This window comes from Ascidiaceihabitans donghaensis, assembly GCF_900302465.1.
GTDB classification, from domain to species: Bacteria; Pseudomonadota; Alphaproteobacteria; order Rhodobacterales; family Rhodobacteraceae; genus Ascidiaceihabitans; species Ascidiaceihabitans donghaensis.
In genome coordinates, this window is the sequence record NZ_OMOR01000001.1 from 1,197,725 (window position 1) to 1,224,069 (window position 26,345).

Here is a 26,345-nt window from a genome sequence, read left to right on the forward strand (position 1 = left end):
GGTAAGGATTTCCACCAGTGTACATGATTGCAGACTGTGCGGGACCCGTCGAATCGCGCTATCATCCCGCCTAAATGACATTCCCATGAGAAGATGCCGCAATGCCTGCACAATCCAGCGCCGTCATGGCCACCCCTGAAATGATTGCCACCTATCAAGCGGACGGCGTGGTTTTGATTCCAGGCTTGTTTGCGGACCATGTGGATACATTGCGGGACGGGGTTGCACGCAACATGGAACGCCCTGGTCCCTATGCCTCCAACAACGACCGCAAGGGGGAAACGGGGCGGTTTTTTGATGATTACTGCAATTGGCAGCGCATCGAAGAGTTTGAAGAGGTCATTCGGACGTCGGGGGCGGCGGATGTTGCTGCGGACTTGATGGGGTCAACGTCTGTGCAATTGTTCCATGATCATGTTCTGGTCAAGGAACCCGGTACGTCCATGGCGACGCCGTGGCATTCGGATGGACCATATTACTTTGTGCAAGGTCAGCAGACTGTTAGCTTTTGGTCGCCTTTGGACGAGGTAACGGATGCGTCTTTGCGGTGTGTTGCAGGGTCACATCTTTGGGACAAAGATGTGTTGCCGACGCGCTGGGCAAAAGGGGACCCTTTCTTTGATCCGGCCCCCTATATCCCTGCGCCTGACCCCGAGGCGGAAGGCATGCGCGTCGTTGAATATGCGATGCAGCCGGGCGACGCCGTGGCGTTTCATTACCGGACGTTGCATGGTGCGCGTGGCAATACGTCCTCGTCGCGCAGACGTGCGTTTTCGTTGCGCCTTGTTGGCGACGATGCACGTTACGTGGAGCGGCCGGGGCCGACGTCACCGCCCTTTCCGGGGCATGACATGGTGGCCGGCCAACGGTTGCGTGAAGATTGGTTTCCGATGTTGAAGGGCAATTGAAGGCCCGGTGCGGAACCCACGGTCAGCATCGCTTACGCGTATTGCGTGCATAGCACTTGATCGCTCGGGCAAAGGCTGACAAGCTGTACGCAGTCGACACCCCAACATTTCTTGGTGTTTTCGTTATGTATTTCAGCTTTTGCGCCGCTTTTCAGGTGCGCCTTTTTCAGGAGACAGACTATGCCCACAGTCACACCAGCATCCTTTACTGCCCGTGGTTGGCAGGAACATTATTCCGGATTCCCAGCCGACTTGTTTTTTGCAGCAGGTGTGGGTGAGCCGTGGGCTTTGACCCCGCATTTGCACGTGAATTATGCTATCGGCGGCGCATTGCAGTCGATGACTTACAAGAATGCCGTCGGTCAAAACACATATCTTTTTCAAAACGGCATGTGGAATGATGTGAATATTTCGCTGTTTGCGGCATCGCCTTTACAGCCCGAAATCGCATTTGCGCGTGCCTTGGCCTGAAAGGTTTTGCACGAACTGCAAGCGGGCTTAATCCACTGTGATCACCTGGCCTGTTTGCGCGCCCTCTACGCTTTTGACAAACGCACGTCCGACCCGGTCTGATGCCACGGGCGTGTGCCCCGCGAACCAAGCCCCGTAGCGTGCTGCCGATACATCCAGCATCCCGGGACTGACCACGTTGATGCGCAGCCCGCGCGGCATTTCAATAGCGGCACTTTTGACAAAACCGGCAAGGGCACCATTGGCCGTTGCGGCCCCGACCCCTTGGACAATCGGATCACGGTCCAAAATGCCGCTGGTCAGGGTGAAAGATCCGCCATCAGCCAGATGTCCCAATCCCCCCAGTACCAGATTGATTTGCCCCATGACCTTTTGGTGCAGGCCCAGCATCATCGTGTCGCTGGTTTGATCGGAAAGCGGGGCAAAATGCGCGTCACCTGCCGTGCAGACCACTGCGCCCAATGTTCCGAAGGTGTCTGTAATGCGCGCATACATCGCATCCACAGACGCGCTGTCCGACATGTCGACGTGAACATCACCGCCCGAACGCCCGGCCCGGATCAGCGTGTGATTGGCTTTCAATGCGGCGCAAGCTGCCTGTCCGATGTCACCTGCTGCACCAATGACAAGAATGTTCATGATGTTGCCCCCAACAAATCGTTGTAGCGTTCCAGCTTGTGTTCCAGCAAGGCGCGGCACGCCGTCAGTTTGACCTGTTGACCCTGAAGATAAGTATCATGGGCGAACAGAATGTCTTTGCGGTCTTGCACCGTCACGTCACCCTTGCGGTACAGCCCTGCAAAGTGGCGCATGGTTTTGAGTGGCATGCCAGTGTCGCGCAGCGATGCCAGCAGGGCCAGCCAATCAACGTTTTCTGGTGAAAACTGGCGGTGCCCGTCCGTGCCACGCAAAACACCCGGCAGCATGCCCGACGCCTCGTAGTATCTGATCGTGTGGGTCGATAAACCGCTGGCGCGGGCTGCTTCCGAAATCTTCATATGCTGTGTTCCTTCAAACCCCTTATGGCGTGTTACCGGGTTGAAGTAACTCTAAGTCAAGACATCTTTGGATGTGTCAAAACCATTGCCCCGGTTCCATCAGCCCCAAATCCAGCAATTGCCGCGAATGCCATTCGAACGGGGCAGAGTTGTGCCATTTGAAGGTGTGGATATCAAAACGGCTTCCCGGATTGCGCTTTAGCGCTTTGGCGGTGCGAAACGAACAAACCGCTGCGGTGATGTTGTGGTGCCAAGGGCAGGCGTAGGTGTTGTATTCTTCGTCCGAGAACGTGTGATCTTCACGCAGCTGCAATCCCGGTTTGGTACGGAAAATAGAAATCCGGTCAATCTTGCGGCGTGCGGGCGGGATGTGTTCTTCGTAACGCCAGCGCAACCCCCCGAAGAAATCCAACTGGCGATCTTTTGGATGGCCGTGGTTTTCAATATCGGCACGCGCCAGCGCATAGTATCCGGAACGGTCCAGATGTGCGGCATCCAGCGACACTGCATCGGGGTGCCTGTCCAGATCATCTGCATATAAATCCAACACATATGTCAGCATCGCATCGCGGCGTTCTTCTGTGTGAAACGCCAACATTTCCCCGATGCTGCGGGTCTCGCAGAACGGATGGAACAGGTATTCAGCGTTAAAGCAGTAGTAAATCCAGACGCCTGGCGCTGCTGCTGCAATCAAGCGGTTCATCGCCTCGGTGGCCGCTTCAGAGCTGGTCAAGGCGTGATCAATGCGGTGCACGGTGTTTTGCAAATCGCGTGGAAGGTCAAATTCAGGCGGCATCACGGCGATGATGTTCACAAATCCGGCTTGCTGGTTGTGGCGCAGTGTTGTGGCGACTTCCACCTCATCCTCAACCAAAACGATAGAAATAGGCCCTTTGGCCAAAATCTCTGCCCCGTCTTTGATGAATGTATCTAAACTGTCGTACTGCATTGCCTGCCTGCTTTTCTTCTTATCGCCTAGAATCGGTTAATTTGCCGTGCATTGCAAGCGTCACACGCGCCTGATAAGTCGTGCCGCAATCGCGCCCACTCCCACATGACCGGATTGCCCCATGACCAGCTCCAAAATGACCGGCCCCAAAAAGCTATTCATTAAAACCTATGGCTGCCAGATGAATGTCTATGACAGCGAACGCATGTCTGAGGCATTGGGCGGGCAGGGGTATGTGGAAACGGACCGTCAGGAGGATGCCGATATGATCCTTTTGAACACCTGTCACATTCGTGAAAAGGCCGTTGAAAAAGTCTATTCTGATCTGGGGCGTTTGCGCAAATTCAAAGACGTGAAGCCGGACTTGAAAATTGGCGTTGCGGGCTGTGTGGCTCAGGCCGAGGGCGGCGAGATTATGCGCCGTCAGCCGCTTGTTGATTTGGTGGTGGGCCCGCAGTCTTACCACCGTTTGCCGGAAATGGAGGCGCAAACCCAAAAGGGCCAAAAAGCGCTGGATACCGATTTCCCCGAAGAGGATAAATTCGAACACCTGAAGGCACGCCCAAAGGCAAAACGTGCCCCGTCTGCGTTTCTGACGGTGCAAGAAGGCTGCGACAAATTCTGCGCCTTTTGTGTCGTGCCCTACACGCGCGGTGCAGAAGTTAGCCGACCCGTGGACCGTATCCTGACCGAAGCCCGCGATCTGGTGGAACGCGGAGTACGCGAAATCACGCTTTTGGGTCAAAACGTCAACGCCTACCATGGTGCAGGACCAGATGGGTCGGATTACACTTTGGCAAAGCTGATTTGGGATCTGGACAAAGTGGACGGGCTGGAACGTATCCGCTTCACCACATCGCATCCCAACGACATGACCGATGACCTGATCGAGGCACATGGCACCTGTGCCAAGCTGATGCCGTATCTGCATTTGCCGGTGCAATCGGGAAGTGACCGCATCCTGAAACGAATGAACCGCAGCCACACAGCTGAAAGCTATTTGCGACTGATCGAACGCATCCGCGAGGCCCGTCCCGATATCGTCATGTCTGGTGATTTCATCGTGGGCTTTCCCGAGGAAACAGAGGAAGATTTTCAAGCAACCATGGATTTGGTCGAAGAGGTCAAATACGGTTATGCCTATTCCTTCAAGTACTCGACCCGTCCGGGCACACCCGCAGCCGAAAGGCCGCTTGTCGATGCGGCGGCCGCTGATGACCGGTTGCAACGCCTGCAAGGGCTGATCACGCATCACCAACGCGCTATTCAGGATGCGATGGTCGGGCGCACCGTTGGTGTTCTTTTCGAAAAGCCGGGCCGCATGGACGGCCAAATGGTGGGCAAATCCGATCATTTGCATGCGGTGCATGTCAAGGATTGCTCTGCTGCAATCGGAGAGGTGCGCCCGGTAAGAATCGTCTCTGCCGGGACCAATTCTCTGGCGGGTGAATTGATCCTGTAAGGCAATATCTTGCCCAATCAGCATGCAATTGTGTGAAATCAGCGGGTTATTGTGGTAACTGCCGCCAATTAAACCACAATATATGGTTAAAGTGACTTCACACGTCAGTCGTTTTTTCATATCGTGATCCGTATCGTCGAAAGCCAATGACCAACTGGGACAGATGCGAGGCTTTTGTGGGGGAATAATAAAAGGAACAGGGCTGTGGGATATTCGATTTCCAAAGCAGTGCGCACGTGTCTAGCCGCTACAGCAACAATTGCTGTTGGCCTGACGGCTGTTGTCGACAGCGCGTCTGCTCAAGGCATTTTTGAACGCAACAATGCCAAAACGAACGAACGTTATGTGCCAACCATCTGGGTTGATCCCGATGGATGCGAACATTGGGTTATGGACGACGGCTACGAAGGCTACATGTCACCACACACAAACCGTCAGGGTATTCCGGTCTGCCGCCGGGGCAACGTGTGTGGCGTTATGAACTCTGACCAGTTCTTCAAAACAAACAGCGCACGCATCTCTGCGGATGGCAAAGCGCGTTTGGCCCAGTTCTTCCAGTCTGCCGGTGCAGTCAGCTACATTATCGTAGGTCACACAGACAGCCGCGCCTCTGACCAATACAACATGCGCTTATCCTTTAACCGCGCCTCTGCTGTGGCCGGTGTGGCGCAAAGCGCTGGTGCACGTATCGCAGACGTGCGTGGCTACGGCGAACGTTTGCCTGCCGCGTCCAACAAGACGGCTGGTGGCATGGCGAAGAACCGCCGCGTCGAAATCATTTGTATCCGCTAAGGGAGAGCTGACATGACATTTCTTAAAACAGCTCTGGTGCTGGGGTGCTGCGGCCTGATCTCCGCGTGTGGCGAAGGCGGCGGTGGTAAAGTAAATACCAACAAAACCATCGATTACGGCTTTAAAAAGAAAGACCTGAGCCAGCTTGTGGCTGGTGTTTGGGTTGATCCGAACGGCTGTGACCACTGGATTATCGACGATGGCATCGAAGGCTATCTGTCCCAGCGTCTTGACCAATTTGGCAAGCCTGTATGTTCCGGCATTGCGCCGCCTAACACGGCAACCGGCCCCTACAAAGGCAACCAAACGATCAACGATCCGCTCTAAGCGTGCCGATATCCAAAAAATCGGGCTGGGGTGTTGTACACTCCGGCCCGTTTTGCGTTTTATGGACCTGATAACGGTTCATCCTATTTCCATGGCTGACACGTCTCTTGAGAGGACCTTGATTTGCCGACCAGCGATACGACAACATCCGCCACGACTGTGGCGCGCCCTATTTTGCTTGAATACGCCAACAACCGCCTGTTGATCGACCTATGCGGAGCGTATGATGCGCATCTTGCGGCTGTGGAAGCAGCTCTTGAGGTGCAGATCATTCGCCGTGGGAACGAATTGGCGATTATGGGCGAAGATCCCAATCAATTACGCGCCGCCGAAGTGCTGAACGGGCTGTACCGCCGTCTTGAAGCGGGCAAAGACGTAGAACCCGCCGATGTGGACCGCGAATTGCGCATGGGCACCTCCGAGGCCGGTACAGGCGTGCGGTCCGGTGACCAGCTTGAAATGCCGGTGGGCGCATCGATTGAAATCAAAACCCGCAAAAAGACAGTTGAGCCACGCACCGAGGCGCAAAAAGCCTATGTGCAATCGCTGTTTGATAATGAATTGGCATTCGGGATCGGGCCAGCTGGTACAGGCAAAACCTATCTGGCGGTGGCTGTGGGCGTTAACATGTTCATCGGCGGACATGTGGACAAAATTATCCTGTCACGTCCCGCTGTAGAGGCTGGCGAAAAGCTTGGGTATTTGCCCGGGGACATGAAAGACAAAGTAGACCCCTACATGCAGCCGCTTTACGATGCATTGAACGACTTTTTACCGGGCAAGCAGTTGGCGAAACTGATCGAAGACAAAAAGATCGAAATCGCACCTTTGGCCTTCATGCGGGGGCGGACACTGGCCAATGCCTTTGTGGTGTTGGACGAGGCCCAAAACGCCACATCAATGCAGATGAAAATGTTCCTGACACGGCTTGGCGAAGGGTCGCGTATGGTGATCACTGGCGACCGTACACAGATCGATTTGCCGCGTGGTGTGCCATCCGGGCTGTCCGATGCAGAACGGTTGCTAAAAACAATCCCGAATATCAGCTTCAACTATTTCACATCTAAGGACGTGGTGCGGCACCCGCTTGTGGCTGCGATCATCGAAGCCTATGAGGCCGACGACGCCTGATTTTCTTTTCGCTAAAAATATCCCGGGGGTCCGGGGGCTGGCCCCCCGGGTAACACACCATGTCTATAACGCTCGACATCACGATTGAAGACACACGCTGGGATGCGCTGTCTTTGGACAGCTTGGCACATAAGGCCGCGCATGAAACTCTGGGGCATTTGGGATTGGCCACAGGCGAAATTTCGCTTTTGGCATGTAATGACAACCGCATTGCTGAACTGAACAGCGCATTTCGTGAAAAACCGACAGCGACAAATGTACTCAGCTGGCCCTACGCTGAATTGGGGGCCGAGATCGCGGGGGGCGCGCCCCTTGCACCGACGCCGGATTTTGACGGCACGCTTGAATTGGGCGATGTTGCGGTCAGCTATGATACCTGCGCATCTGAAGCCGCTCTGGCGGGCAAGCCAATGGCCGATCATGTGACGCATTTGTTGGTTCATGGAATGTTACATCTTCTGGGGTACGACCATATCCGTGACCTTGATGCCACGTTGATGGAACGAACTGAGGTCGAGATACTTGGCAAACTGGGGTTGGATGACCCATATTATCTACCATCGGCAGGATAATCTGCCTTAAGCCACCAAAGGACCCAATGGGCGACACAACTGACGGATCGTCTGACGCGGCGCAACGCGCGCAGCCAGACACAGGCATGACAAACAATCCGATGCACAACGCGCAGGACACTGCGACGGCTTCGAACGAATTGGCCCCTGCCACACAAGGTGAAAAACCGGGCGGTTTCTTTTCGCGCGTCATCGGGGCACTTAGCCCTACGGATGTCGGTGAAACCGTAGCACCTGAACAAGCGCCAGCAATGGGGCGCGAAGACCACGGCATGATGAACTTGCGCCGTATGCGTGTGGAAGATGTGGCCATTCCCAAAGCTGACATAACGGCAATCGCGGTCACGGCTTCGCTGGACGAACTGGTTGCGGTGTTCAAAGACAGCGGCATGACACGGTTGCCTGTTTACGATGGGACGCTTGATACGCCGTTAGGGTTTGCGCACCTCAAGGATCTGGCGCTGAACCATGGGTTTAACGGCGGCGGCAAGGATTTTGATATGCAGGCCATGCTGCGCCCACTGTTGTTTGTGCCGCCTTCCATGACCATCGGGGTATTGTTGACAAAAATGCAGGCGGAACGTCGCCACATGGCTTTGGTGATTGACGAATACGGTGGTGTAGACGGGCTTTTGACGATCGAAGATCTGATCGAACAGGTTGTGGGGGAAATCGAAGACGAACACGATGTGGACGAAGGCCAGTTCTGGAGCCTTGAAAAAACCGGCTGCTATCTGGCGTTGGCAAAAACGCCGTTGAAAGACTTTGAGGCCGAAATCGGCCGGTCGCTGACCGACCACGAAGACGTGGACGAAGAAGAAATAGGGACGCTGGGCGGGCTGGTCTTTATGCTTGCAGGGCGCGTGCCAACACGAGGTGAGGTTGTTATTCATCCCGAAGGCCCCGAATTCGAGGTCATTGACGCTGACCCACGCCGCATCAAGCGGCTGCGGGTCCGACTGAGCGGTCAAAGCGCGTGATCCAAAGCTTTCGCGCAAAGATCGAGCGGTTGCCTCGAACCCTGCAGATGTGTGTGGCTCTGTTGTGTGGCGCCATTGGCGGGTTGGCGCAGGAACCTTACAGCATCCCGGGGACACTGTTGGTGTGCCTGTGTGCGGGGTTCTTTTTACATGCGGGCACCAAAAACCACTGGCACGCTGCCCGCACAGGCTGGTTGTTCGGCACGGGATATTTCCTCTTGTGTCTGACTTGGATCACCGAACCCTTCATGGTGGACGCGGCGCGACACGGCTGGATGGCGCCGTTTGCCCTTGTGCTTCTCAGCGCGGGGCTGGCCCTTTTTTGGGCGGCCGCATTTGGCGTGGCGCGCGCATTTGGGTCATCATGGGCCTTGGTGCTGACGTGGCCTTTGGCCGAAATCAGCCGCGCTTACATTTTTACCGGATTTCCTTGGGCCATGCCGCCACAGGCCACTGTTGATGTGGTGGCAGGACAAGCGCTGGCATGGGTTGGCCCGCATGGGCTGATGCTGGGGTTGTGCTTTGCGGCGTGGGGCATCATCTGTGTCGGCCATTGGGCGCGTTGGGGTCTTTTGGCGGCATCGCTTGGGGTGTTGATCGCACCTGTGCCGAACACGGACATCGCATTGACAGATCATACGGTCCGCCTTGTTCAACCAAATGCACCGCAGCACGAAAAATGGGACGCAGACAAATTTCCGGTCTTCACGAACCGTCTGCTTGACGCCACGGCTGCGGGCGGTGCCCCGGATCTGGTGATCTGGCCCGAAACGGCCTTGCCTTATCTTGCCCGACACGCAGGCCCCGTGTTTGCCGCTGCAGCGGAACGCGCACGCGGCGCCCCCGTTGTGACCGGTTTGCAGCGTTACGAGGACGGCAAGTACTTCAACAGTCTGGTGGTTGTGCAAACCGGCGGAATTGTATCGCATACATATGACAAACATCATCTTGTGCCTTTTGGTGAATACTTGCCTTTGGCCCCCCTGATGGAACGTTTGGGGCTGCGTGGTTTGGCCGAAAATTTCGGATCGGGGTTCGGCGCGGGGCCGGGGCCTCAGGTTCTGGATTTGGGAGAACTTGGCAAAGCATTGCCCTTGATCTGTTACGAGGCCGTTTTTGCCCATGACGTGTCAGGTGCGCCGTCGCGGCCCGACTTCTTGATGCAAGTTACAAACGACGCGTGGTTTGGCGCAGGCAAAGGGCCGCTTCAACATCTGGCGCAAGCCCGAATGCGCAGCATCGAACAAGGCCTGCCAATGGCGCGTGCTGCCAACACAGGCATTTCGGCAATGATCGGGCCAAAGGGGCAAGTTTTGGCGTCATTGCCTTTGAACCAAGCGGGTCATGTGGATGCGCGTCTGCCCGTGCCATTGCCGCCGACCCTATACAGCCGCACAGGCGATTTTCCGGTTACTTTGACGTTGTTGGTGTTGCTTGTACTCACAGGGGGTTTGAAAAGGCGAAAGGGCACCCTATCTAGGCGTTGACGCGGACGCTTTGGCCAAGTACCGCAGATGAAACGCGCCACAACGGCTTCCTGACGTGGCGCTTATTTTATATTTGGAGCACTTCATGTCCCGTCAAAACTATACCTTCACCTCGGAATCCGTCTCTGAGGGGCACCCTGATAAGGTCTGTGACCGCATTTCTGATGCAGTTTTGGACGCCTTCCTGGCTGAAGAGCCAGAAGCGCGTGTTGCCGCTGAAACCTTTGCCACAACCAACCGCGTTGTCATTGGGGGCGAAGTGGGCCTGTCTGACCAAGACAAGCTGAAAGACTACATGGGCCGCATTGAGCAAATCGCGCGCGATTGCATCAAAGACATCGGTTACGAACAGGACAAATTCCACTGGAAGACTGTCGAAGTCACCAATCTGTTGCACGAACAATCCGCCCATATCGCGCAGGGTGTTGATGCGTCTGGCGACAAAGACGAAGGTGCGGGCGATCAGGGGATCATGTTTGGCTATGCCACCAATGAGACCGATGCGTTGATGCCAGCGCCGATCCAATACTCCCATGCAATCCTGCGCCGCTTGGCCGAAGTGCGCAAAGATGGCACCGAACCCACGCTTGGCCCAGATGCCAAATCGCAACTGTCTGTGCGCTACGAGAATGGCAAGCCTGTGGGCGTGTCATCCATCGTGTTGTCCACACAGCATCTGGACGAAAACATGACCAGCGCTGACGTGCGATCAGTTGTAGAACCCTACATCCTAGAAGTATTGCCAGAAGGCTGGGTTGATGCTGACACCGCATGGCACGTGAATCCGACGGGCAAGTTTGTCATCGGCGGTCCAGATGGAGACGCGGGCCTTACAGGCCGAAAGATCATCGTCGACACCTACGGCGGTGCAGCCCCACACGGCGGCGGCGCGTTTTCCGGCAAAGATCCAACCAAAGTGGACCGTTCTGCCGCGTATGTTGCACGCTATTTGGCGAAAAACGTGGTGGCGGCGGGCTTGGCTGAAAAATGCACAATCCAGCTAAGCTATGCCATCGGCGTCAGCAAACCGCTGTCGATTTATTGCGACACATTCGGCACAGGCGAAGTAGAACCAGCAGCTATCGAGCGGGCCATTGATCAAGTCATGGACCTGACCCCGCGCGGCATCCGTTCGCATCTGGGCATGAACAAGCCAATCTACGCACGCACAGCGGCTTACGGCCACTTTGGTCGTGCCCCGGAAGCGGATGGTGGCTTTTCATGGGAAAAAGTCGATCTGGTCGACGCGCTCAAAGCGGCCCTCTGATCGTCAGCTTCATCTAGAATGAAAACGGGGCCTTTGGGCCCCGTTTCTGCGGGTGACTGCCACGTGTTTAACGGGCCAAAAGCATCTCGATTACCGCCGCGCCCAATGTACTGACAGCTGCATTACGCGTGTCCCAATCAGCGGGTGTGTCAGACACGAAAATCGCGACAAACACAGGTGGTTCTCCGGGTGGCGTGACCATCGCCATAAGGTTGCGTGTGTGGTGGCGACCGCCGCCAGATTTATCTAAAACCTGCCAGCCTTGCGGTGCATGCGCACGGATAAATTGCCCCGTAACGCCGCCATGACTTAACCATTCAGCCAATTGCGTGGCGCTTTTTGGCTGCAGAGCATCCCCCAAAAGCAAAGTCGCCCAGCTGTGCGTCATAGCGATTGGGGATGTGGTGTCGCGGGGATCGTTTGGCACAAAGGTGTTCACGTCGGGTTCCAGCCGATCAAGTCGCGTGACGTCATCCCCGATAGCTTGCAAAAACGCCGTCACGTTTTGCGGCCCGCCCAAACGGTTGGTGAGCAGGTTGGCCGCAGTGTTGTCACTTAGATCAAGCGTCGCGAAACACAGATCATGGATGGACATTGAGTGACCGACATGTGTTTCGGTAACGGGTGCATAGGGCACCACGTCTTGTTTGCGGACGTCAATACGATCTTCAAGATTGAGTGCCCCTGCATCGGCTTGTGCCAAAATTGCGCCACACAACAAGGGCTTGAAGGTGCTGGCCATCAAGAAACGTTCGGTTTCGCGGTGTCCCCACTGCCACCCTGTGCCGCTGTCGAACAGATAAACACCAACGCGTGCATCCAGCGTCTTCTCTAAAGTTGCGACGGTCCGCGCCACCATAGCCGGATCAGGCACAGTTTGCGCCTGAACCTGAGACACCAAAGGATATGTAAAAGCGAAAGCCGCCCAAAGGACCTTGTTGAACAGACTGCGCAGCAATGACACGATATTCGCGGTTGTCATGATACACAGGCTTCAGGCGTTTTGCATGATATGGATTTTGCGATCCGCCAACATGTCTTTGGTTTGTGCGCCATAAGCCTGCATGTGCGGGGCTGCGGCATGTGCGCCAAGGGCTGCCATGGATGCCCACTTCTCGACCACCACAAATGTGTCTTCACCGTAGGGCGTCTGGAAGGGGCCTGCGTTTGGCACATCAACGGTCGCGCCGTATTCAATGCACCCGTCTTCCGCCAAAACAGCAGGGACGTTGGCGTTGAAGATCTCAAGAACGGTGGCGCGCTGGCCGGGTTTTGTGGTGATGACGGCAATGACGTGAACCATATCGGACATTGTAGAGCTCCTGTTGTGATGGTGTCAGCTTAACCTTTGACGCGGGCATTACCAGAGCTGTGGCGCGGGACGTTACGGCGCGAGGGTGTTCTGAAATCTTGTCAAATTGTCTGTTTAACGACTGAGAAAAGAAATGTGCGTACTTCAGACGGGGCTGCGGCTGCGCCCGCATTGGAATTGATGGAGAATACGCATGGCTGTGGGGTATTTGGTCACGCTTGGCGATGGTAAGTTGGACCCGGGCGACACGATTACAGGCGCTTCGGCGACATTCACTGTGGACCGTGATTTGGGGCCGGGCACCTGGCAGTTCTCGGGTGAAGCGGGCGGAACCACCTATGTCGATTCTGTTGAACCGGGGCAGTACATGCTGGCCGACAACGGCAATGTGTACTTCGTGCCAGACTGGGGAATGGTGGACAGTGTCAGTTCTGCGCAGGTCAATTCGCATCAAAGTGACGGAACAGTCAGCGGCACGGACAGCAACGATACGATCGGCAATTCATACACCGAAGTCGACGGCGACGCGATGAATGACGGAGACGGTGGCGGGGTATCAGGCAACGGCGACCGTGTTGAAGCAGGTGCTGGCGATGACATGGTCTTTTCGGGTGATGACAACGATACCGTTTACGCAGGCACAGGCAATGACACGGTTCAAAGTGACAGCGGCGACGATGAGATTTACGGTCAAGCTGGCAATGATAGTCTTGACGCAGGTGATGGGGCCGACGTTGTCTATGGCGGGGACGGCGCAGACACTATCAGTGCAGGTCAGGGCAACGATACGGTCTATGGCGATGCAGAACCTGCGGACCCTGTGTCGATCAACACAAGCAACTTCAACGATACATCAAACGGCTTCACGCTGACCGCGCAGAACGTTGAGGGCGGTGTTTTATCGCCCGCCAGCAGCAGCAATATCTCGACATCCAACGGTGCGTTGGGCGCGAACGGGGCTGTTTCAGACACAGACAGTGGCCAAAATACACAACTGGCCTATGACAAGGCGTCTGGCCTTAGCGAAAATCTGACTGCCACTTTTGACGAACCGGTGACAAACGCAAACTTCAGTTTTGAAACACTGTTCACCTCGAATTTTGGGGAAACGGGGCATTGGGCTGTCTACAATGATGGAAATCTGGTTGCCGAAGGCGATTTCAGCGAAACGAACCCCGGAAGCGGATCGGGAACAGTAGACATTTCAGGTGTTGGTCCTTTTGATCAGCTTGTCCTTACGGCTAATCTGCAATCGGACGGGTCGGACGGATCGGATTACTCTGTGTCCAACATCACGTTTGTGCCTGCAACAACAGACAGCGGCAGTGGTGGCGCTGATATGATTTCGGGCGGCGCAGGCGACGACGTCCTGTACGGTGATGGTGGCAACGATACGCTTGATGGCGATGCGGATAACGATGAGATACATGGCGGCACAGGGGCCGATATGTCATCGGGGGGCGCTGGCGATGACACGATCTATACCTCCGAAGGTGATACCGTTACAGGGGGCGACGGCGATGATACTTTCATCTTGCAGGATCTAGGTGAAGCTGGCGCAAGCGACATTTTTATTAACGGCGGCACAGAGGGGGACACGGATCACGATGTTCTGGACGTGTCTCAGGTTAACTTCACCAGTCTAAACATCGTCTCCACCGACACTCTGACAGGGGAAATGTCGGGCAATCTAACATTAGACGATGGCAGCGTCGTCTATTTCAACAACATCGAAGAAATCGTGTGCTTTGGCCAAGGCACTCATATCACGACCCCGACCGGACCAAGAGCCGTTGAAACCCTGAAAGAGGGAGACATGGTCATGACCCGCGATTTTGGCCCACAGCCGGTGCTATGTGCGACGCAGACCACCGTTCTGACAAAAGGGGCCAGCCGCGCTGTGCAATTTGCGCCGGGGGCCTGGGGCAACAAAGACACCATCGTTTTGTCGCAAAACCACCGCGTTGTTTTAGCGGGGGCACAAGCGCAGTTGTTGTATGGCACCGAAGAGGTGTTGATCCCGGCCAAAGCGCTGTTGGGGCGGCCTGGCATAAGCTTGGGCTCCAGCGGAAGTATCATGAGCTACTATCACTTTGTGTTGCCTCAGCATTCTATCGTTTTCTCGGACGGTTTGCTGAGCGAAAGCTTTTATCCCACCCGTCGCAATCTACTGAACATTGGGGATCCTGCCAGACAGGTGATATTGTCGTCGATGCTAAAGCATGGCCTTGATCCCGACACCTACGGCGACACGGTGCGCCGGACTGCCAAAACGTATGAAGTGTTTTGTCTGGCGGGGTGATCTACAGGTCTATGGGCATCTTGCGTCAAACAGATTGCACCGCTACACCCCGCGCCATGACACATCCTGAACGCCCGCATCGCAATTTCTATGGCCGCCTTAAAGGCAAACATCTTAAGAATAGCCAGCGTGGCTATCTGGATGAAGACCTTTCCGCGTTGTCGCTCGGTCTTGTGGACTGGGATGTGAACCCGGATCGCACGCCGCTTGATCTGCAAACCCGGTTTGACGGAAAGCCGGTCTGGCTGGAAATCGGATTTGGTGGTGGCGAGCACATGGTGCATCAAGCCGCACAAAACCCTGATGTGGGTATCATCGGCTGTGAGCCGTACATCAACGGTGTTGCCATGCTGTTGGGGAAAATTCGCCGCGCTGGCACAGATGGTGTCGCAGTCTACCCCGGTGATGTGCGTGATATGTTTGATGTTTTGCCGGACGCATCGATTGATCGTGCGTTTTTGCTGTATCCTGACCCTTGGCCTAAATCACGCCACCATCGCCGTCGCTTTGTCACCGCAGAGCATTTGCAGCCTTTGGCCCGTGTTTTGAAACCAGGGGCGACGTTTCGTGTGGCCACGGACATTCCCGATTATGTGCGCCAAACCATGCAAGAGGTGCCGCGCCACGGATTTACCTGGACCGCGCAAGGCCCCGAAGACTGGCGCGTGGCGTGGGACGACTGGATTTCGACCCGCTACGAGCAAAAGGCACTGCGCGAAGGTCGCACACCGCATTACATGACCTTTACGCGTGATCCGGATTGAGTTCGGCTGCGTCTCTTCCTAGCGTCGCGCCAAGGAGATTCAGATGAAAAGAAGAGACGTGAAAACCCGGTTTGGGGATTTATGCGTGGTCGAGGAAGACGGCGCGATCGTGGCCTTGGACTGGAAACTGTCCGGTTGCGTTGATCGTTCGGATGTATTGGATGCAGCAGCGTGTCAGCTTCAGCGTTACGATGCAGGCACCCTAGAGGTTTTTGAACTGCCGTTGCGCATCAAAGGCAGCGACTTTCAGCAAGCTGTATGCGCCCAGATGTCGGCCATTCCTTTTGGATACACGGTCACATATGGCGAGATTGCCAAGGCGCTTGGTGCGCCCGCGCAGGCCGTCGGTGGCGCCTGTGGTGGAAATCCGATTCCTATCATTGTCCCGTGCCACCGGGTTATGGGCGCCAAGGGGCTGACAGGATTTTCTGGCGCGGGGGGTATTGAGACCAAGGTGGCCCTGTTGCGTCACGAAGGTGCGGCGGGTTTGTTGATTTGATGTGGTGAGGGCGCGCTGCCCTACCTGCGGTACCCCGATGTTTTTTAGGAAAAAGACAGGGTTAATCGGCCTTTTCGGTCATTTGCTGCGCAATGCCTGCACCCAACAAGTAGACAGATGTCACGATCAGCCCCCAATGCGCCCAGCTTTCAGGGTGGAAATCCACCCAAGCGGCCCATCCCGCAAAGAAGGTCCACGCCAATGCCATTGGCAAAGTTATAGTGCGCCAGCGTTCCGTGCGCACCGGATGTACAAACTTCAACGGCAAGAACATGGCCACGGCAAGGGCTGTGACAAGCCCCAGTGAAACCCAAAAGTTCGGCTCCAGTGCAAAGATCACCAGCACCAGCATGTTCCAGCATCCGGGAAACCCTGAGAATGAATTGTCTTTTGTTTTCATGCGGGTATCTGCGAAATACATCGCCGAGGCGAAGGTGATCACGATGATCGCAAACCATCCTGTCCACCCGTCCATCAGCCCGGATTTGAACAAAGCAAAGGCCGGAATGAACACATAGGTCAGGTAATCGATGATCAGGTCCAGCAAAACTCCGTCGAATTCCGCCGCATTGTCTTTGACATTGTAGTGCCGCGCCAATGGCCCATCAATTCCGTCCACCGCGAAAGCGACAACGAGCCACAAAAACATAAGATCATATTTTGCATCAACCGCTGCCAGCATTGCCAACATGGCAAAGACAGCGCCTGTGGCGGTAAGCAGGTGAACACTGAGGGCTTTGAATTTTGGTGTCATGTCGCCTTACATGCCGCAACGGCAGAGCGGATGCAAAGCAAAACCCGCCAGTGAAACTGGCAGGCTTCAGATTTTCATGATGCAGGCCTTTGTAGCAAGCCTTGCGCGTGCATGCGTGACTTACTGCCCCAAACGCACTTCTTCGATTGGATATGCCAGAAAATCGCTATCCTCATAGGGTTCATGGCAATCATGGCAGAAGGATTGTTTGACCTTCATGGTTTTGCCGTTGGGTTGAATGCCTGTGTACAACCAATCATTGGTTTCGGGGATAGAACCCGCTTCCATTTTGGTCATCATCAACAAGGGACCGGGACGCGCCTTTTTCTTTTTGATCGACACTGTGATGCTTTCTTTGGCCAGAATGGAGCCAACAGGCATCGTAAAGCCTTCTTCTTGATACTTCAGATACTGTTCGGCTGCGATGTCATTGGCGAAGGTGTTCAAAATCCGGTTGCCGTGTGCGCCTTGGACTGCAGGGCGCGTTGAGGTCGCGGCCCAACTGCGGAAATTGCTGCCGATTTCGTCGCCTTCCTTGGCGTATCCGGTGGCCATTTTTTCGTTCAGGCAGTCGTACAGGGCAACAATGGCATCCGGTTCCAGATCAAATGAATCTTCGACGGTGATGGCTGCACAGTCTTCTGCGAAGGCTGTTGTGGCGGTCAGTGCAAGCCCGATGGCGGCGGCGCTCAGGCGCGTGAAAAGTGTCATTGATATTCCCTGTGTTTGGCGCGTTATTTTATGCCGCATATGGCATACTGCGACAAACTGGCACAGAAGGGATCACGTTTCATTTAACGGTATTGCACGTTTTCGTGATGTGCGTCTGTCATCCCGCTTTGGGGTGCGCACGATCATAAACTTCCATCAAACGTGCGGTATCCACAGCCGTGTAGGCCTGCGTCGTCGACAAGGATGCGTGGCCTAACAGCTCTTGGATCGACCGCAAATCGCCGCCGGCATTCAGCAGATGTGTCGCAAAGCTGTGTCGCATGGCGTGGGGGGTGGCTGTGGCTGGCAAGCCAAGTTGCATACGGGCCGAAGCCATCACCTTTTGAATGGCCCGAGGGGACAAGGCGCCGCCCCGAACGCCACGAAACATTGGCTGATCGTCTTTCAGAGCAAAGGGACAAAGGTCTATGTAAACGCTGACAGCATCCCGCGCGGCGTCGACCACGGGCACGATCCGTTCTTTGCCACCTTTACCGATGATGCGCATGACTTGTGGAAGGGGGGCGTCGCCCGCAGTAAGCCCCAAGGCTTCGGATATCCGCAAACCGCACCCCCACAGCAGCGTGACCACGGCCACATCGCGGGCCGCAATCCAGGGAGTTTGCGATTGTAGCTCGACACAGTCGATGAGGTCTTGCGCGGCATCCACAGCCAATGGCCGCGGCAGTTTTTGGGTGAACTTTGGACTGCGCGTCAGCAAAACAGCCGTGGGTTCAAACCCTTCACGCGCGGCCAGCCAACGATAGAAGGCTTTCACCGCGGACAGTTTGCGTGCCAAAGACCGTGGGCCCACATCTGCAGATCGTGTGTTGGCCATCCACGCACGCATATCGCTGACTGTGATATCGGACAGCGCCGTCAAACCCTGAGGGGCAGCTTTGTGGCTTGTGATAAACGCCAGAAACTCGGTCACATCCCCCCGATAGGCGGTGATTGTGTTGCCTGCAGCGCCTTTCAACGATTTTTGATGTTCCAGCCACGTTTGCAAAGCATCACGTGCAGCCGGAGAAATCAGGCTCATGACAACCAGCGGCGCATTGCGCGTTCAAAGACGCCCGCAAAGAAGGCCAAAAGGTCTGTGCCTTGTTGTGGGCCAAACATATGCGGGTCTTCTGCGCCCAGAACCAGCAATCCGGGCAAACGCCCGTCGCCAAAATCCAGTTTCAGGCAGGATTCTGATCGTATCCAGTCTGCCTTTTCGCCGTAAATTGTTTCTGATGCGTCTTGGACCTGTCGCAAAGTCACTTGGCGGACATGGCCACCACGCCCGAACGTCAGATAATCGTCGATGAACCCGGGCTCTGCGACACTCAGCACTTCGCCCAGACGCTGAACTGCCGGATCGTTGTCGTTTTGCACGGATTCCAAGACCAGACGCACGGCATCCACGCGCAAGATCTCGCCCACTTCTCCTGACAGGTTGCGCAAGAAAGGTTCGAATTCGATAGGGTCCAGCATGCGCAAGATGGCGCGATGCACCTGATTTGTGCCAGCCAGATTTTCATAAGCGGCGGCAATCACCGACCGGTGTGTGTCTTCAAGCCGGTCAAGACGGCTTTCCAGACGCTCCATCGCGATGCCACGCAGGTCTACGATGTTGCCGCCCATCGCACGTTCATTCGCCGCGATCAAAGCGTGCATGACGTCTTTGTCATCCAGAATAACGCCGGGCTGCGAAATAATCGCCTCGCGGAGAGTGTCTTCTATTTTCGGGCTACTGCTCATAATGCGCCTCTTTAAATTTGCTAAGTTTTAACATGGCTGTCATTTGAAAGCTGCTCTTTTTTTGTAAGCGCACCGCAAATTCGCCTGTTTTTGTTGCTATTGCGCGTCAGGGTGGAAGAATTGGCGGTTTTTCCCCATCACTTGGGGGCCATATGTGCGGTATTGATAAGCCATGGAACACGTAAATCAAAAAAATGGCGGGGCCGAAGCCCCGCACAATGATCTTTTTCCCCTAAGCCCATCGGCGTTGAAGGACTTGCTACAAGCGCTTTAGACGATGGATTGACCGGTTTTTGCCCAGTCTTTCATGAATTGATCCAGACCGGCTTGGGTCAGCGGGTGTGTCGCCAACTTCTTGATGACTTCTGGTGGGGCCGTGATCACGTCGGCGCCGACCAGCGCACATTGCTGCACGTGGTTCACAGAGCGGATGGATGCCGCCAGAATTTCCGTTTCAAAACCGTAGTTGTCATAGATTGTGCGGATATCTTCAATCAGGTCCATACCGTCCAGATTGATGTCGTCCAAACGGCCGATAAAGGGCGAGATGAACGTGGCACCGGCTTTCGCCGCCAGCAGCGCCTGGTTGGCCGAGAAACACAATGTGACGTTGATCATGTTGCCTTCACCGGACAGCACTTTGCAGGCTTTCAAGCCGTCCCACGTCAAGGGCAGTTTGATGGTCACGTTGTCGGCGATCTTGGCCAGTTTGCGGCCTTCTTCGATCATGGCGTCTGATTCAAGTGCGACCACTTCTGCAGAAACAGGTCCGTCGACAAGGTCGCAAATTTCCTTTGTGACTTCCAGAATGTCGCGGCCTGATTTCAGGATCAGCGACGGGTTTGTTGTCACCCCGTCGACCATTCCAAGGTCGTTCAGTTCGGCGATTGCATCGATTTCGGCGGTGTCGACGAAGAATTTCATAGGGTGGCATCCTTGTGATTGCGCACGGTAACATCTGTCACCGCGTGGTGGTATTGCGTTGGCGATGCGTGTACCTCATTGGGATGAAATCAGCAAACCCCGAAAATCTGTGAAAGCCGCGCTGTGAGTGACCCTGAATTCTTCCATGAAGGTGCCTTGATTGGTGTATTGACGACGCAGCCATTGGACCGGATGTTGGATTACAAAGCCCCCGAAGGCGGTTGCCATTTAGGGGCATTTGTCGAAGTGCCTCTGGGCCCCCGTAAAGTTTTGGGCGTCGTTTGGGGCGCGGGGCAAGGCAATTGGGACATCAACAAGGTGCGCCGCGCATACCGTGTTTTGGATGCGGCCCCCATGCGCTTGGAGATGCGCGAATTTTTGCGCCGTGCCGCAGAGTATACGCTGACCCCCATGTCTGCGATGCTTCGGCTGGCCACCCGTGCGCCGGGGCTTGGGGATCCGCCGTCGATGCGTAAAATTTACAGACGCGGTGAAGGGGAACCTGACCGCGTGACCGACGCGCGCAAGCGTGTTCTTGAGACTTTGGCAGAGTACGGCGATCTGTCCTTTACTCTGAAAGAACTGGCCGAAATGGCGGGGGTGACGTCATCCGTCATCAAGGGTTTGGTAAAGCAAAACGTGGTCGCCGAAGAAGACAGCCCGCGCGATCTGCCTTTTGCGCGACTGGACCCGTCGCGGCCCAGCAAAACGCTGACCGAAGATCAGGCCGCGGCGTCCACCTGTCTTGCATCCGAGATTGCGGCCGCACGGTACGGCACAACTTTGCTGCGTGGTGTGACCGGATCTGGCAAAACCGAAGTCTATCTTGAGGCCGTGGCCGCTGCACTGAAAGCCGGCCGGCAAGCTTTGGTGTTGCTGCCCGAGATTGCCTTGACCGCCGAGTTTTTGAAACGTGTCGAAGAACGCTTTGGTGCGCGGCCTGCGGAATGGCATTCAGGGGCCACCATGACCGAACGCCGCCGGATCTGGCGTATGGTCGGGCAGGGACAAGCGCAGCTTGTGATCGGGGCGCGATCGGCGTTGTTCTTGCCCTACCAGAACCTTGGTCTGGTCGTTGTCGATGAAGAACACGACACATCCTACAAACAAGAAGAAGGGGTGTTGTACAACGCCCGTGATATGACGGTGCTGCGGGCCTCCATTTGCGGCGCACATGTTGTGCTGGCCTCTGCCACCCCGTCACTGGAAAGCTGGGCCAATGCAGAAAACGGCAAGTACAAGCGCCTTGATCTGACATCGCGCTTTGGGCCTGCGGTCATGCCCACAATGAAAACCATCGATATGCGGTTGGACAAGCTGCCGTCGGATCGTTGGGTGTCGGATCGCTTGAAAAACGAAGTGGACAAGCGCATCGCGCTGGGTGAACAGGCGATGTTGTTCATCAACCGTCGCGGCTATGCGCCGATCACCCTGTGCCGCGCTTGCGGGCATCAGGTCGGCTGCGACGATTGCGATGCACGTATGGTAGAACACCGGTTTCAGAACCGGCTTGTGTGCCATCAATGTGGTGAATCCAAACCAATTCCGGACAAGTGCCCGTCCTGTGACGCAGAGGGGCGCATGGCACCTGTTGGGCCAGGGGTCGAACGTTTGGGAGAAGAGGCTGCAAAGCTGTTTCCGGATGCGCGTATCGCCACGCTGTCGTCCGACATGTACGGATCTGCGCGTGCGTTGAAAGCCGAGATCGAAGCGATTGCGGCGGGCGGGGCCGACATCGTGATTGGCACACAATTGGTGGCCAAAGGGCACAATTTTCCCAACTTGACCCTTGTGGGTGTGATTGATGCGGATCTGGGCCTGCAAGGATCGGACCTACGGGCGGCTGAACGCACATTCCAGTTGATGCGGCAAGTTGCGGGCCGTGCGGGCCGTGCGGAAAAACCGGGGACGGCCCTGTTGCAGACCTATCAGCCTGAACACCCTGTCATTCGCGCGATTTTGGCCGGGGACGAAGAAGGGTTTTGGCGTGCCGAAGCCGCAGAGCGCGAACAGGCGGGGGTTCCCCCTTATGGACGCATGGCGGGCATCATCGTCAGCGGCCCAGATGTGGCCCAGGTTTTTGATATTGCGAATGAACTGGCGCGACGCGACCAGCCCCTCAGAGCGATTGGGGCGCAAGTGTACGGCCCGGCACCCGCCCCGATTGCACGGGTGCGCGGGCGTCACCGTGTTCGGTTGCTGGTCAAAGCTGGAAAAGGGGTCGCGCTGCAAGCCGCCATTGCGCGGTGGACATCACAGGTGCAGGTCAAAGGCGATTTGCGGCTGGCTGTGGATATTGATCCGCAAAGTTTCTACTGAAGCCCTGCTTTTCCCGTGCAGAATGGCTTTTTTTGAAGGGTTTAAAGTTGGCTTGGTGTGCAATTTGAGAGTTCAGACCTGACCAAAGCCCCACAGCGCGCATCAGATGTGCGTGATTGCTCTATCGCCTTTTTAAGGAATTGGGCGTAAGCGAAGGGCATGCGTATCCTTCCAGTCTCTGACACTCATCACTTGCCGTTCTGGCGTCGTCCCATCGCATTGCTGTTGCTGATGGCCATTGCCATGCCGATTGCGTTGAACACATGGTTTGCGCTTTTAAACAATTTTGTCGTTGAAGTCGCAGCGTTTGACGGCGCGGACATCGGCCTGCTGCATACAGTGCGCGAGATCCCCGGATTTCTGGCTGTGGGCGTTATCGCGATCATTATTTTTGTGCGTGAACAGATTTTGGGTTTGGTGTCGCTGATTTTGCTGGGCGTGGCGTCTGCCATCACGGCGCAATACCCCAGTTTGGGCGGAATTTTGACGCTGACCATGCTGAGTTCGATCGGTTTTCACTATTACGAGACGGTAAACCAGTCCTTGCAATTGCAGTGGATCCCGAAAGACCGCGCGCCACAGACCCTTGGGTGGTTGATTGCCGCGGGATCGGCCGCAACTTTCGCTGTGTATCTTGTGATCATGGTGTTCTGGGAGGCATGGAGCCTGACCTATAACATGGTCTTTATGGCCGGTGGTTTGATCACTGCTGCTATCGCGTTGTTTTGCATGATTTTTTATCCCCAGTTCGAAGGCGCTACCCCCCAAACCAAAAAGATGGTTCTGCGCAAACGCTACTGGTTGTATTACGCTTTGCAGTTCATGGCGGGGGCGCGGCGACAGATTTTCATGGTGTTTGCAGGCTTTATGATGGTCGAAAAATTTGGCTATGAGGTGCATGATTTGACAGCCCTGTTCTTGGTCAACTTGTTGATCAACATGGCCGTGGCGCCGGTATTGGGCCGCGTCGTGTTCAAGTTCGGAGAGCGCAATACGCTGATGTTTGAATACACAGGGCTGGTTGCGGTGTTTTTGGCCTATGGTGGCGTTTATTACCTTGGTTGGGGCGTGGCCGTGGCGGCATTTCTGTATGTTGTGGATCATATATTCTTCGGGTTGGCGTTGGCTTTGAAAACATACTTTCAAAAAATCGCGGACCCCGCCGATATCGCCCCGACGGCGGCAGTGGCCTTTACCATTAACCACATAGCGGCGGTGTTTTTGCCGGTGGTTTTGGGGCTTTTGTGGCTGGTTTCGCCATTGTTGGTCTTTTTGATCGCGGCAGGCATGGCGGGGGTTTCGCTGATTTTGGCCATGCTCATTCCGCGCAATCCGGAACCGGGCCATGAGACCGTATTTTCAAATGCGGCTCCGGCGCCTGCGGAATAGATGCAGCAGGGGCGCTTTCTGACCGGCTCGACCTTGGGGCATGTGGCGCGTATGACGGCCACAGGCGCTTTTGGTATCACCGTTGTGTTTTTGGTCGACGCGGCCAACCTGTTGTGGTTGTCGCAGCTGGGTGATCCCACAATCGTCGCGGCCATTGGCTTTGCGTACGCCATCCAATTCTTTTCGGTGTCCGTCGGCGTGGGGCTGATGATTGGTGCTGCAGCGCTTGTCTCGCGCAGCATCGGACAGGGCGACCGTGCGCTTGCACGGCAGCAAGCGGGTGCCGCCACGGCTATGGCGACGCTTGTTCAGGGGGCGGTGGCGGCGCTGATCTTTGTTTTTCGCCACGATCTGGTCGTGCTGGCCGGGGCCACAGGTGACACGGCTGAGATGGCTGCGGACTACTTGGCGTTGACGATATTTTCGCTGATGCCCATGGCCGTGGCATTGGTGTGTTCGGGCGTTCTGCGGGCTGATGGCTACGGAGCCAAAGCGATGTATGTGACACTGGTGTCCGGGCTGGTGCTGATGGTGGTGGACCCGTTCTTGATCCTTTGGTTGGAATGGGGGCTGGCGGGGGCGGGGGTCGGACTGGTTCTGTTTCGCTTCGTTTTGATGGGGTTGGGGCTGTATTTTGCAGTGTATCAGACCGATTTGATCGGGCGTCCGTCTTTGCAGACCATGCAGGCAGCCGCACGTCCGTTTCTGTGGATTGCAGCGCCCGCCATCGCCACGCAGATGTCAACGCCCGTCGGCAACTACATCCTGACGTCGATCATGGCCCCTTTCGGAGACGAGGCCGTGGCCGCCTGGGCTGTTGCCAGTCGTTTGACAGTACTTGCCTTTGGGGGGATTTTTGCGTTGTCGGGGGCGATTGGCGGTATTTTCGGCCAGAACTATGGTGCGGGGCAGTACGATCGATTGCGCAGCACCTATGCAAATGCGCTGGTGTTTTGCTTGATCTATACAGTGATCACTTGGGCCGTTCTTGCCAGTGCGACGCCTTACATCATCACAGGGTTCGGGTTGACCGGTCAGGGGGCCGATGTCATTCGCGCCTTCACCTCTGTTGGGGTGGGCGGTTTTGTATTTGTCGGTGCATTGTTTGCTTCCAACGCCGCCTTTAACAACCTTGGCCAGCCGGGACGGTCTACCTTTGTGAACTGGATCAAGGATGGCGCGTTGATGTGGCCTGTCGCGACATGGATGGCGGCCAGTTTTGGTCCGGCAGGCGTTGTTTACGGGCAAGCTATGGCAGGTGTCATTGTTGGGGCGCTTGCAGCGCTTTGGGGCTGGCGCTATGTGGCATCCTTAACACCCGACATGGTAGCGCAGCCTGCGCCGCCCAAACCCTATCCGAACCCAGACCGCTACAGGAGCCGTTAGATGCCCACATTCACCGCTTTGACCACGCTTGAAGGCAAAGACGCCGCCGAAAAACTGGGCGAGGCGATGGAACGTCTTGTGCCCGAACCCACAGGTATTGGCGTGTTCGAGGTCGAAGATGGATCGGGGCTTTGGGAGATCGGCGGATATTTCACGGAAGCGCCCGACACCACCAGCTTGGCGTTGTTGACAACTGCTTTTGGCGCGAAACCCTTCGTGATTTCGGAATTGCCCGAAACCGACTGGGTGGCCCATGTGCGCCGCGAATTGGCGCCGGTCGAGGCTGGGCGTTTCTTTGTGTACGGGTCGCATGATGCCGACAAGGTGCCGACAGGGTGTGAACCTTTGTTGATTGAAGCCGCGATGGCCTTTGGCACGGGCCACCACGGCACGACATTGGGCTGCCTGCGGGCTTTGGATCGTTTGGCAAGCGATGGATTTGTCGGTGAAAGCGTGGTGGACATTGGCTGCGGTACTGCAGTTCTGGCGATGGGCGCTGCACGGATTTGGCCGAACACAGTGTTGGCCAGTGATATCGATCAGGTTGCAGTTGATGTGGCCGAGGTAAACGTGCGGGCAAACGGCCTTGAAGGGCGCGTGACATGTGTAGAGGCGGCAGGATTTGATGCGCCTGCACTGGCTGAAAGCGCGCCATTTGATCTGGTCTTTGCCAATATCCTTAAAGGACCGTTGATTGCGCTGTCACCTGATATGGCGGCGCGACTCAAAAAAGGCGGCTTTGCCATTTTGTCCGGAATCCTGAATGAGCAAGCGGATGAAATCATCGAGGTTTATGCACAAAACGGTATCAATCTTGTTCACCGCGAAGAGATTGTTGAATGGACAACGTTAATGCTGCAAAAACCCGCGTAATTCATGCCGTGTTTTAACCGCA

27 protein-coding genes and 1 riboswitch are annotated in these 26,345 nt (G+C 55.8%); of the genes, 17 read left to right on the forward strand and 10 right to left on the reverse strand.

The window, feature by feature from the left end; translation table 11 throughout:
• Positions 1–101: 101 nt before the first annotated feature.
• Positions 102–908, forward strand: a complete 807-nt coding sequence (locus tag ASD8599_RS05980; protein WP_245925941.1) for a phytanoyl-CoA dioxygenase family protein — start codon at positions 102–104, stop codon at positions 906–908.
• Positions 909–1,088: 180 nt separating this feature from the next.
• The gene (locus tag ASD8599_RS05985) at positions 1,089–1,379 is read left to right on the forward strand and encodes a hypothetical protein (RefSeq protein ID WP_108827692.1); all 291 of its coding nucleotides are present in this window, start codon (positions 1,089–1,091) and stop codon (positions 1,377–1,379) included.
• A 27-nt stretch (positions 1,380–1,406) separates the two neighbouring features.
• On the opposite strand, the gene ASD8599_RS05990 is transcribed toward ASD8599_RS05985, so the two are convergent.
• From ASD8599_RS05990 to ASD8599_RS06000, 3 genes are all read right to left on the reverse strand, one after another.
• Entirely contained in the window at positions 1,407–2,018 is a 612-nt protein-coding gene (locus ASD8599_RS05990; protein WP_108827693.1) for a short chain dehydrogenase, read from the reverse strand.
• Entirely contained in the window at positions 2,015–2,377 is a 363-nt protein-coding gene (locus tag ASD8599_RS05995; protein WP_108827694.1) for a MerR family transcriptional regulator, read from the reverse strand. The genes ASD8599_RS05990 and ASD8599_RS05995 overlap by 4 nt, the downstream gene beginning before the upstream one ends.
• A 76-nt stretch (positions 2,378–2,453) precedes the next feature.
• Positions 2,454–3,326 (reverse strand): glycosyltransferase family protein, encoded by an 873-nt coding sequence (locus tag ASD8599_RS06000; protein ID WP_108827695.1) that lies wholly within the window; start codon positions 3,324–3,326, stop codon positions 2,454–2,456.
• Positions 3,327–3,462: 136 nt separating this feature from the next.
• On the opposite strand from ASD8599_RS06000, the gene miaB reads away from it, so the two are divergent.
• From miaB to metK, 8 genes are all read left to right on the forward strand, one after another.
• Positions 3,463–4,788, forward strand: coding sequence for a tRNA (N6-isopentenyl adenosine(37)-C2)-methylthiotransferase MiaB (miaB, locus tag ASD8599_RS06005; protein WP_108830030.1), 1,326 nt, complete (start codon positions 3,463–3,465; stop codon positions 4,786–4,788).
• 204 nt (positions 4,789–4,992) lie between these two features.
• Positions 4,993–5,580: an OmpA family protein gene (locus ASD8599_RS06010; protein ID WP_181364419.1), complete on the forward strand. Its 588-nt coding sequence runs from the start codon at positions 4,993–4,995 to the stop codon at positions 5,578–5,580.
• 12 nt (positions 5,581–5,592) lie between these two features.
• The gene (locus ASD8599_RS06015; protein WP_108827696.1) at positions 5,593–5,907 is read left to right on the forward strand and encodes a hypothetical protein; all 315 of its coding nucleotides are present in this window, start codon (positions 5,593–5,595) and stop codon (positions 5,905–5,907) included.
• Positions 5,908–6,030: 123 nt separating this feature from the next.
• The gene (locus tag ASD8599_RS06020) at positions 6,031–7,038 is read left to right on the forward strand and encodes a PhoH family protein (RefSeq protein ID WP_108827697.1); all 1,008 of its coding nucleotides are present in this window, start codon (positions 6,031–6,033) and stop codon (positions 7,036–7,038) included.
• Positions 7,039–7,097: 59 nt separating this feature from the next.
• Positions 7,098–7,610, forward strand: a complete 513-nt coding sequence (gene ybeY, locus ASD8599_RS06025; RefSeq protein ID WP_108827698.1) for an rRNA maturation RNase YbeY — start codon at positions 7,098–7,100, stop codon at positions 7,608–7,610.
• A 26-nt stretch (positions 7,611–7,636) separates the two neighbouring features.
• Positions 7,637–8,590: a hemolysin family protein gene (locus tag ASD8599_RS06030; protein ID WP_108827699.1), complete on the forward strand. Its 954-nt coding sequence runs from the start codon at positions 7,637–7,639 to the stop codon at positions 8,588–8,590.
• A 29-nt stretch (positions 8,591–8,619) separates the two neighbouring features.
• Positions 8,620–10,077 (forward strand): apolipoprotein N-acyltransferase, encoded by a 1,458-nt coding sequence (gene lnt / locus ASD8599_RS06035; protein ID WP_245925943.1) that lies wholly within the window; start codon positions 8,620–8,622, stop codon positions 10,075–10,077.
• A gap of 31 nt (positions 10,078–10,108) precedes the next feature.
• A riboswitch (SAM-SAH riboswitch) is annotated at positions 10,109–10,158 on the forward strand.
• Between the two features lie 4 nt (positions 10,159–10,162).
• Positions 10,163–11,344: a methionine adenosyltransferase gene (metK, locus tag ASD8599_RS06040; protein ID WP_108830032.1), complete on the forward strand. Its 1,182-nt coding sequence runs from the start codon at positions 10,163–10,165 to the stop codon at positions 11,342–11,344.
• A 67-nt stretch (positions 11,345–11,411) separates the two neighbouring features.
• Here the strand turns inward: metK and bla are convergent, their stop codons facing one another.
• Positions 11,412–12,326: a class A beta-lactamase gene (bla, locus tag ASD8599_RS06045; RefSeq protein ID WP_108827701.1), complete on the reverse strand. Its 915-nt coding sequence runs from the start codon at positions 12,324–12,326 to the stop codon at positions 11,412–11,414.
• A 12-nt stretch (positions 12,327–12,338) separates the two neighbouring features.
• Complete coding sequence (locus tag ASD8599_RS06050) at positions 12,339–12,656, reverse strand: putative quinol monooxygenase (RefSeq protein ID WP_245925945.1); 318 nt, start codon at positions 12,654–12,656, stop codon at positions 12,339–12,341.
• Positions 12,657–12,849: 193 nt separating this feature from the next.
• Here ASD8599_RS06050 and ASD8599_RS06055 point away from each other — a divergent pair, with 193 nt between their 5' ends.
• From ASD8599_RS06055 to ASD8599_RS06065, 3 genes are read left to right on the forward strand one after another with little or no spacing between them, the layout of a single operon-like run.
• On the forward strand, positions 12,850–14,958 hold the full coding sequence (locus ASD8599_RS06055) for a Hint domain-containing protein (RefSeq protein ID WP_108827702.1): 2,109 nt from the start codon (positions 12,850–12,852) through the stop codon (positions 14,956–14,958).
• A 56-nt stretch (positions 14,959–15,014) separates the two neighbouring features.
• A complete protein-coding gene (gene trmB / locus ASD8599_RS06060) occupies positions 15,015–15,722 on the forward strand; it encodes a tRNA (guanine(46)-N(7))-methyltransferase TrmB (RefSeq protein WP_181364420.1) in 708 nt (235 codons plus the stop codon).
• Positions 15,723–15,765: 43 nt separating this feature from the next.
• A complete protein-coding gene (locus ASD8599_RS06065; RefSeq protein WP_108827704.1) occupies positions 15,766–16,221 on the forward strand; it encodes a methylated-DNA--[protein]-cysteine S-methyltransferase in 456 nt (151 codons plus the stop codon).
• A gap of 61 nt (positions 16,222–16,282) precedes the next feature.
• On the opposite strand, the gene ASD8599_RS06070 is transcribed toward ASD8599_RS06065, so the two are convergent.
• From ASD8599_RS06070 to fsa, 5 genes are all read right to left on the reverse strand, one after another.
• Entirely contained in the window at positions 16,283–16,975 is a 693-nt protein-coding gene (locus ASD8599_RS06070) for a CDP-alcohol phosphatidyltransferase family protein (protein ID WP_108827705.1), read from the reverse strand.
• 120 nt (positions 16,976–17,095) lie between these two features.
• Positions 17,096–17,686: a cytochrome P460 family protein gene (locus ASD8599_RS06075; RefSeq protein WP_108827706.1), complete on the reverse strand. Its 591-nt coding sequence runs from the start codon at positions 17,684–17,686 to the stop codon at positions 17,096–17,098.
• A 118-nt stretch (positions 17,687–17,804) separates the two neighbouring features.
• Complete coding sequence (locus tag ASD8599_RS06080; protein ID WP_108827707.1) at positions 17,805–18,728, reverse strand: tyrosine recombinase XerC; 924 nt, start codon at positions 18,726–18,728, stop codon at positions 17,805–17,807.
• Positions 18,725–19,432 carry a DUF484 family protein gene (locus ASD8599_RS06085; RefSeq protein ID WP_108827708.1) on the reverse strand — a complete coding sequence of 236 codons (708 nt, stop codon included), beginning with the start codon at positions 19,430–19,432 and terminating at the stop codon, positions 18,725–18,727. The genes ASD8599_RS06080 and ASD8599_RS06085 overlap by 4 nt, the downstream gene beginning before the upstream one ends.
• 270 nt (positions 19,433–19,702) lie before the next feature.
• On the reverse strand, positions 19,703–20,356 hold the full coding sequence (gene fsa / locus ASD8599_RS06090) for a fructose-6-phosphate aldolase (RefSeq protein WP_108827709.1): 654 nt from the start codon (positions 20,354–20,356) through the stop codon (positions 19,703–19,705).
• 123 nt (positions 20,357–20,479) lie between these two features.
• On the opposite strand from fsa, the gene ASD8599_RS06095 reads away from it, so the two are divergent.
• The 4 genes from ASD8599_RS06095 (at position 20,480) to ASD8599_RS06110 (ending at position 26,323) form a co-directional block, all read left to right on the forward strand.
• Entirely contained in the window at positions 20,480–22,675 is a 2,196-nt protein-coding gene (locus tag ASD8599_RS06095) for a primosomal protein N' (protein WP_108827710.1), read from the forward strand.
• Positions 22,676–22,834: 159 nt separating this feature from the next.
• Positions 22,835–24,064 carry an MFS transporter gene (locus tag ASD8599_RS06100; protein WP_108827711.1) on the forward strand — a complete coding sequence of 410 codons (1,230 nt, stop codon included), beginning with the start codon at positions 22,835–22,837 and terminating at the stop codon, positions 24,062–24,064.
• Complete coding sequence (locus ASD8599_RS06105) at positions 24,065–25,450, forward strand: MATE family efflux transporter (RefSeq protein WP_245925946.1); 1,386 nt, start codon at positions 24,065–24,067, stop codon at positions 25,448–25,450.
• Positions 25,451–26,323: a 50S ribosomal protein L11 methyltransferase gene (locus ASD8599_RS06110; RefSeq protein WP_108827712.1), complete on the forward strand. Its 873-nt coding sequence runs from the start codon at positions 25,451–25,453 to the stop codon at positions 26,321–26,323.
• The last annotated feature ends 22 nt before the right edge of the window (positions 26,324–26,345 follow it).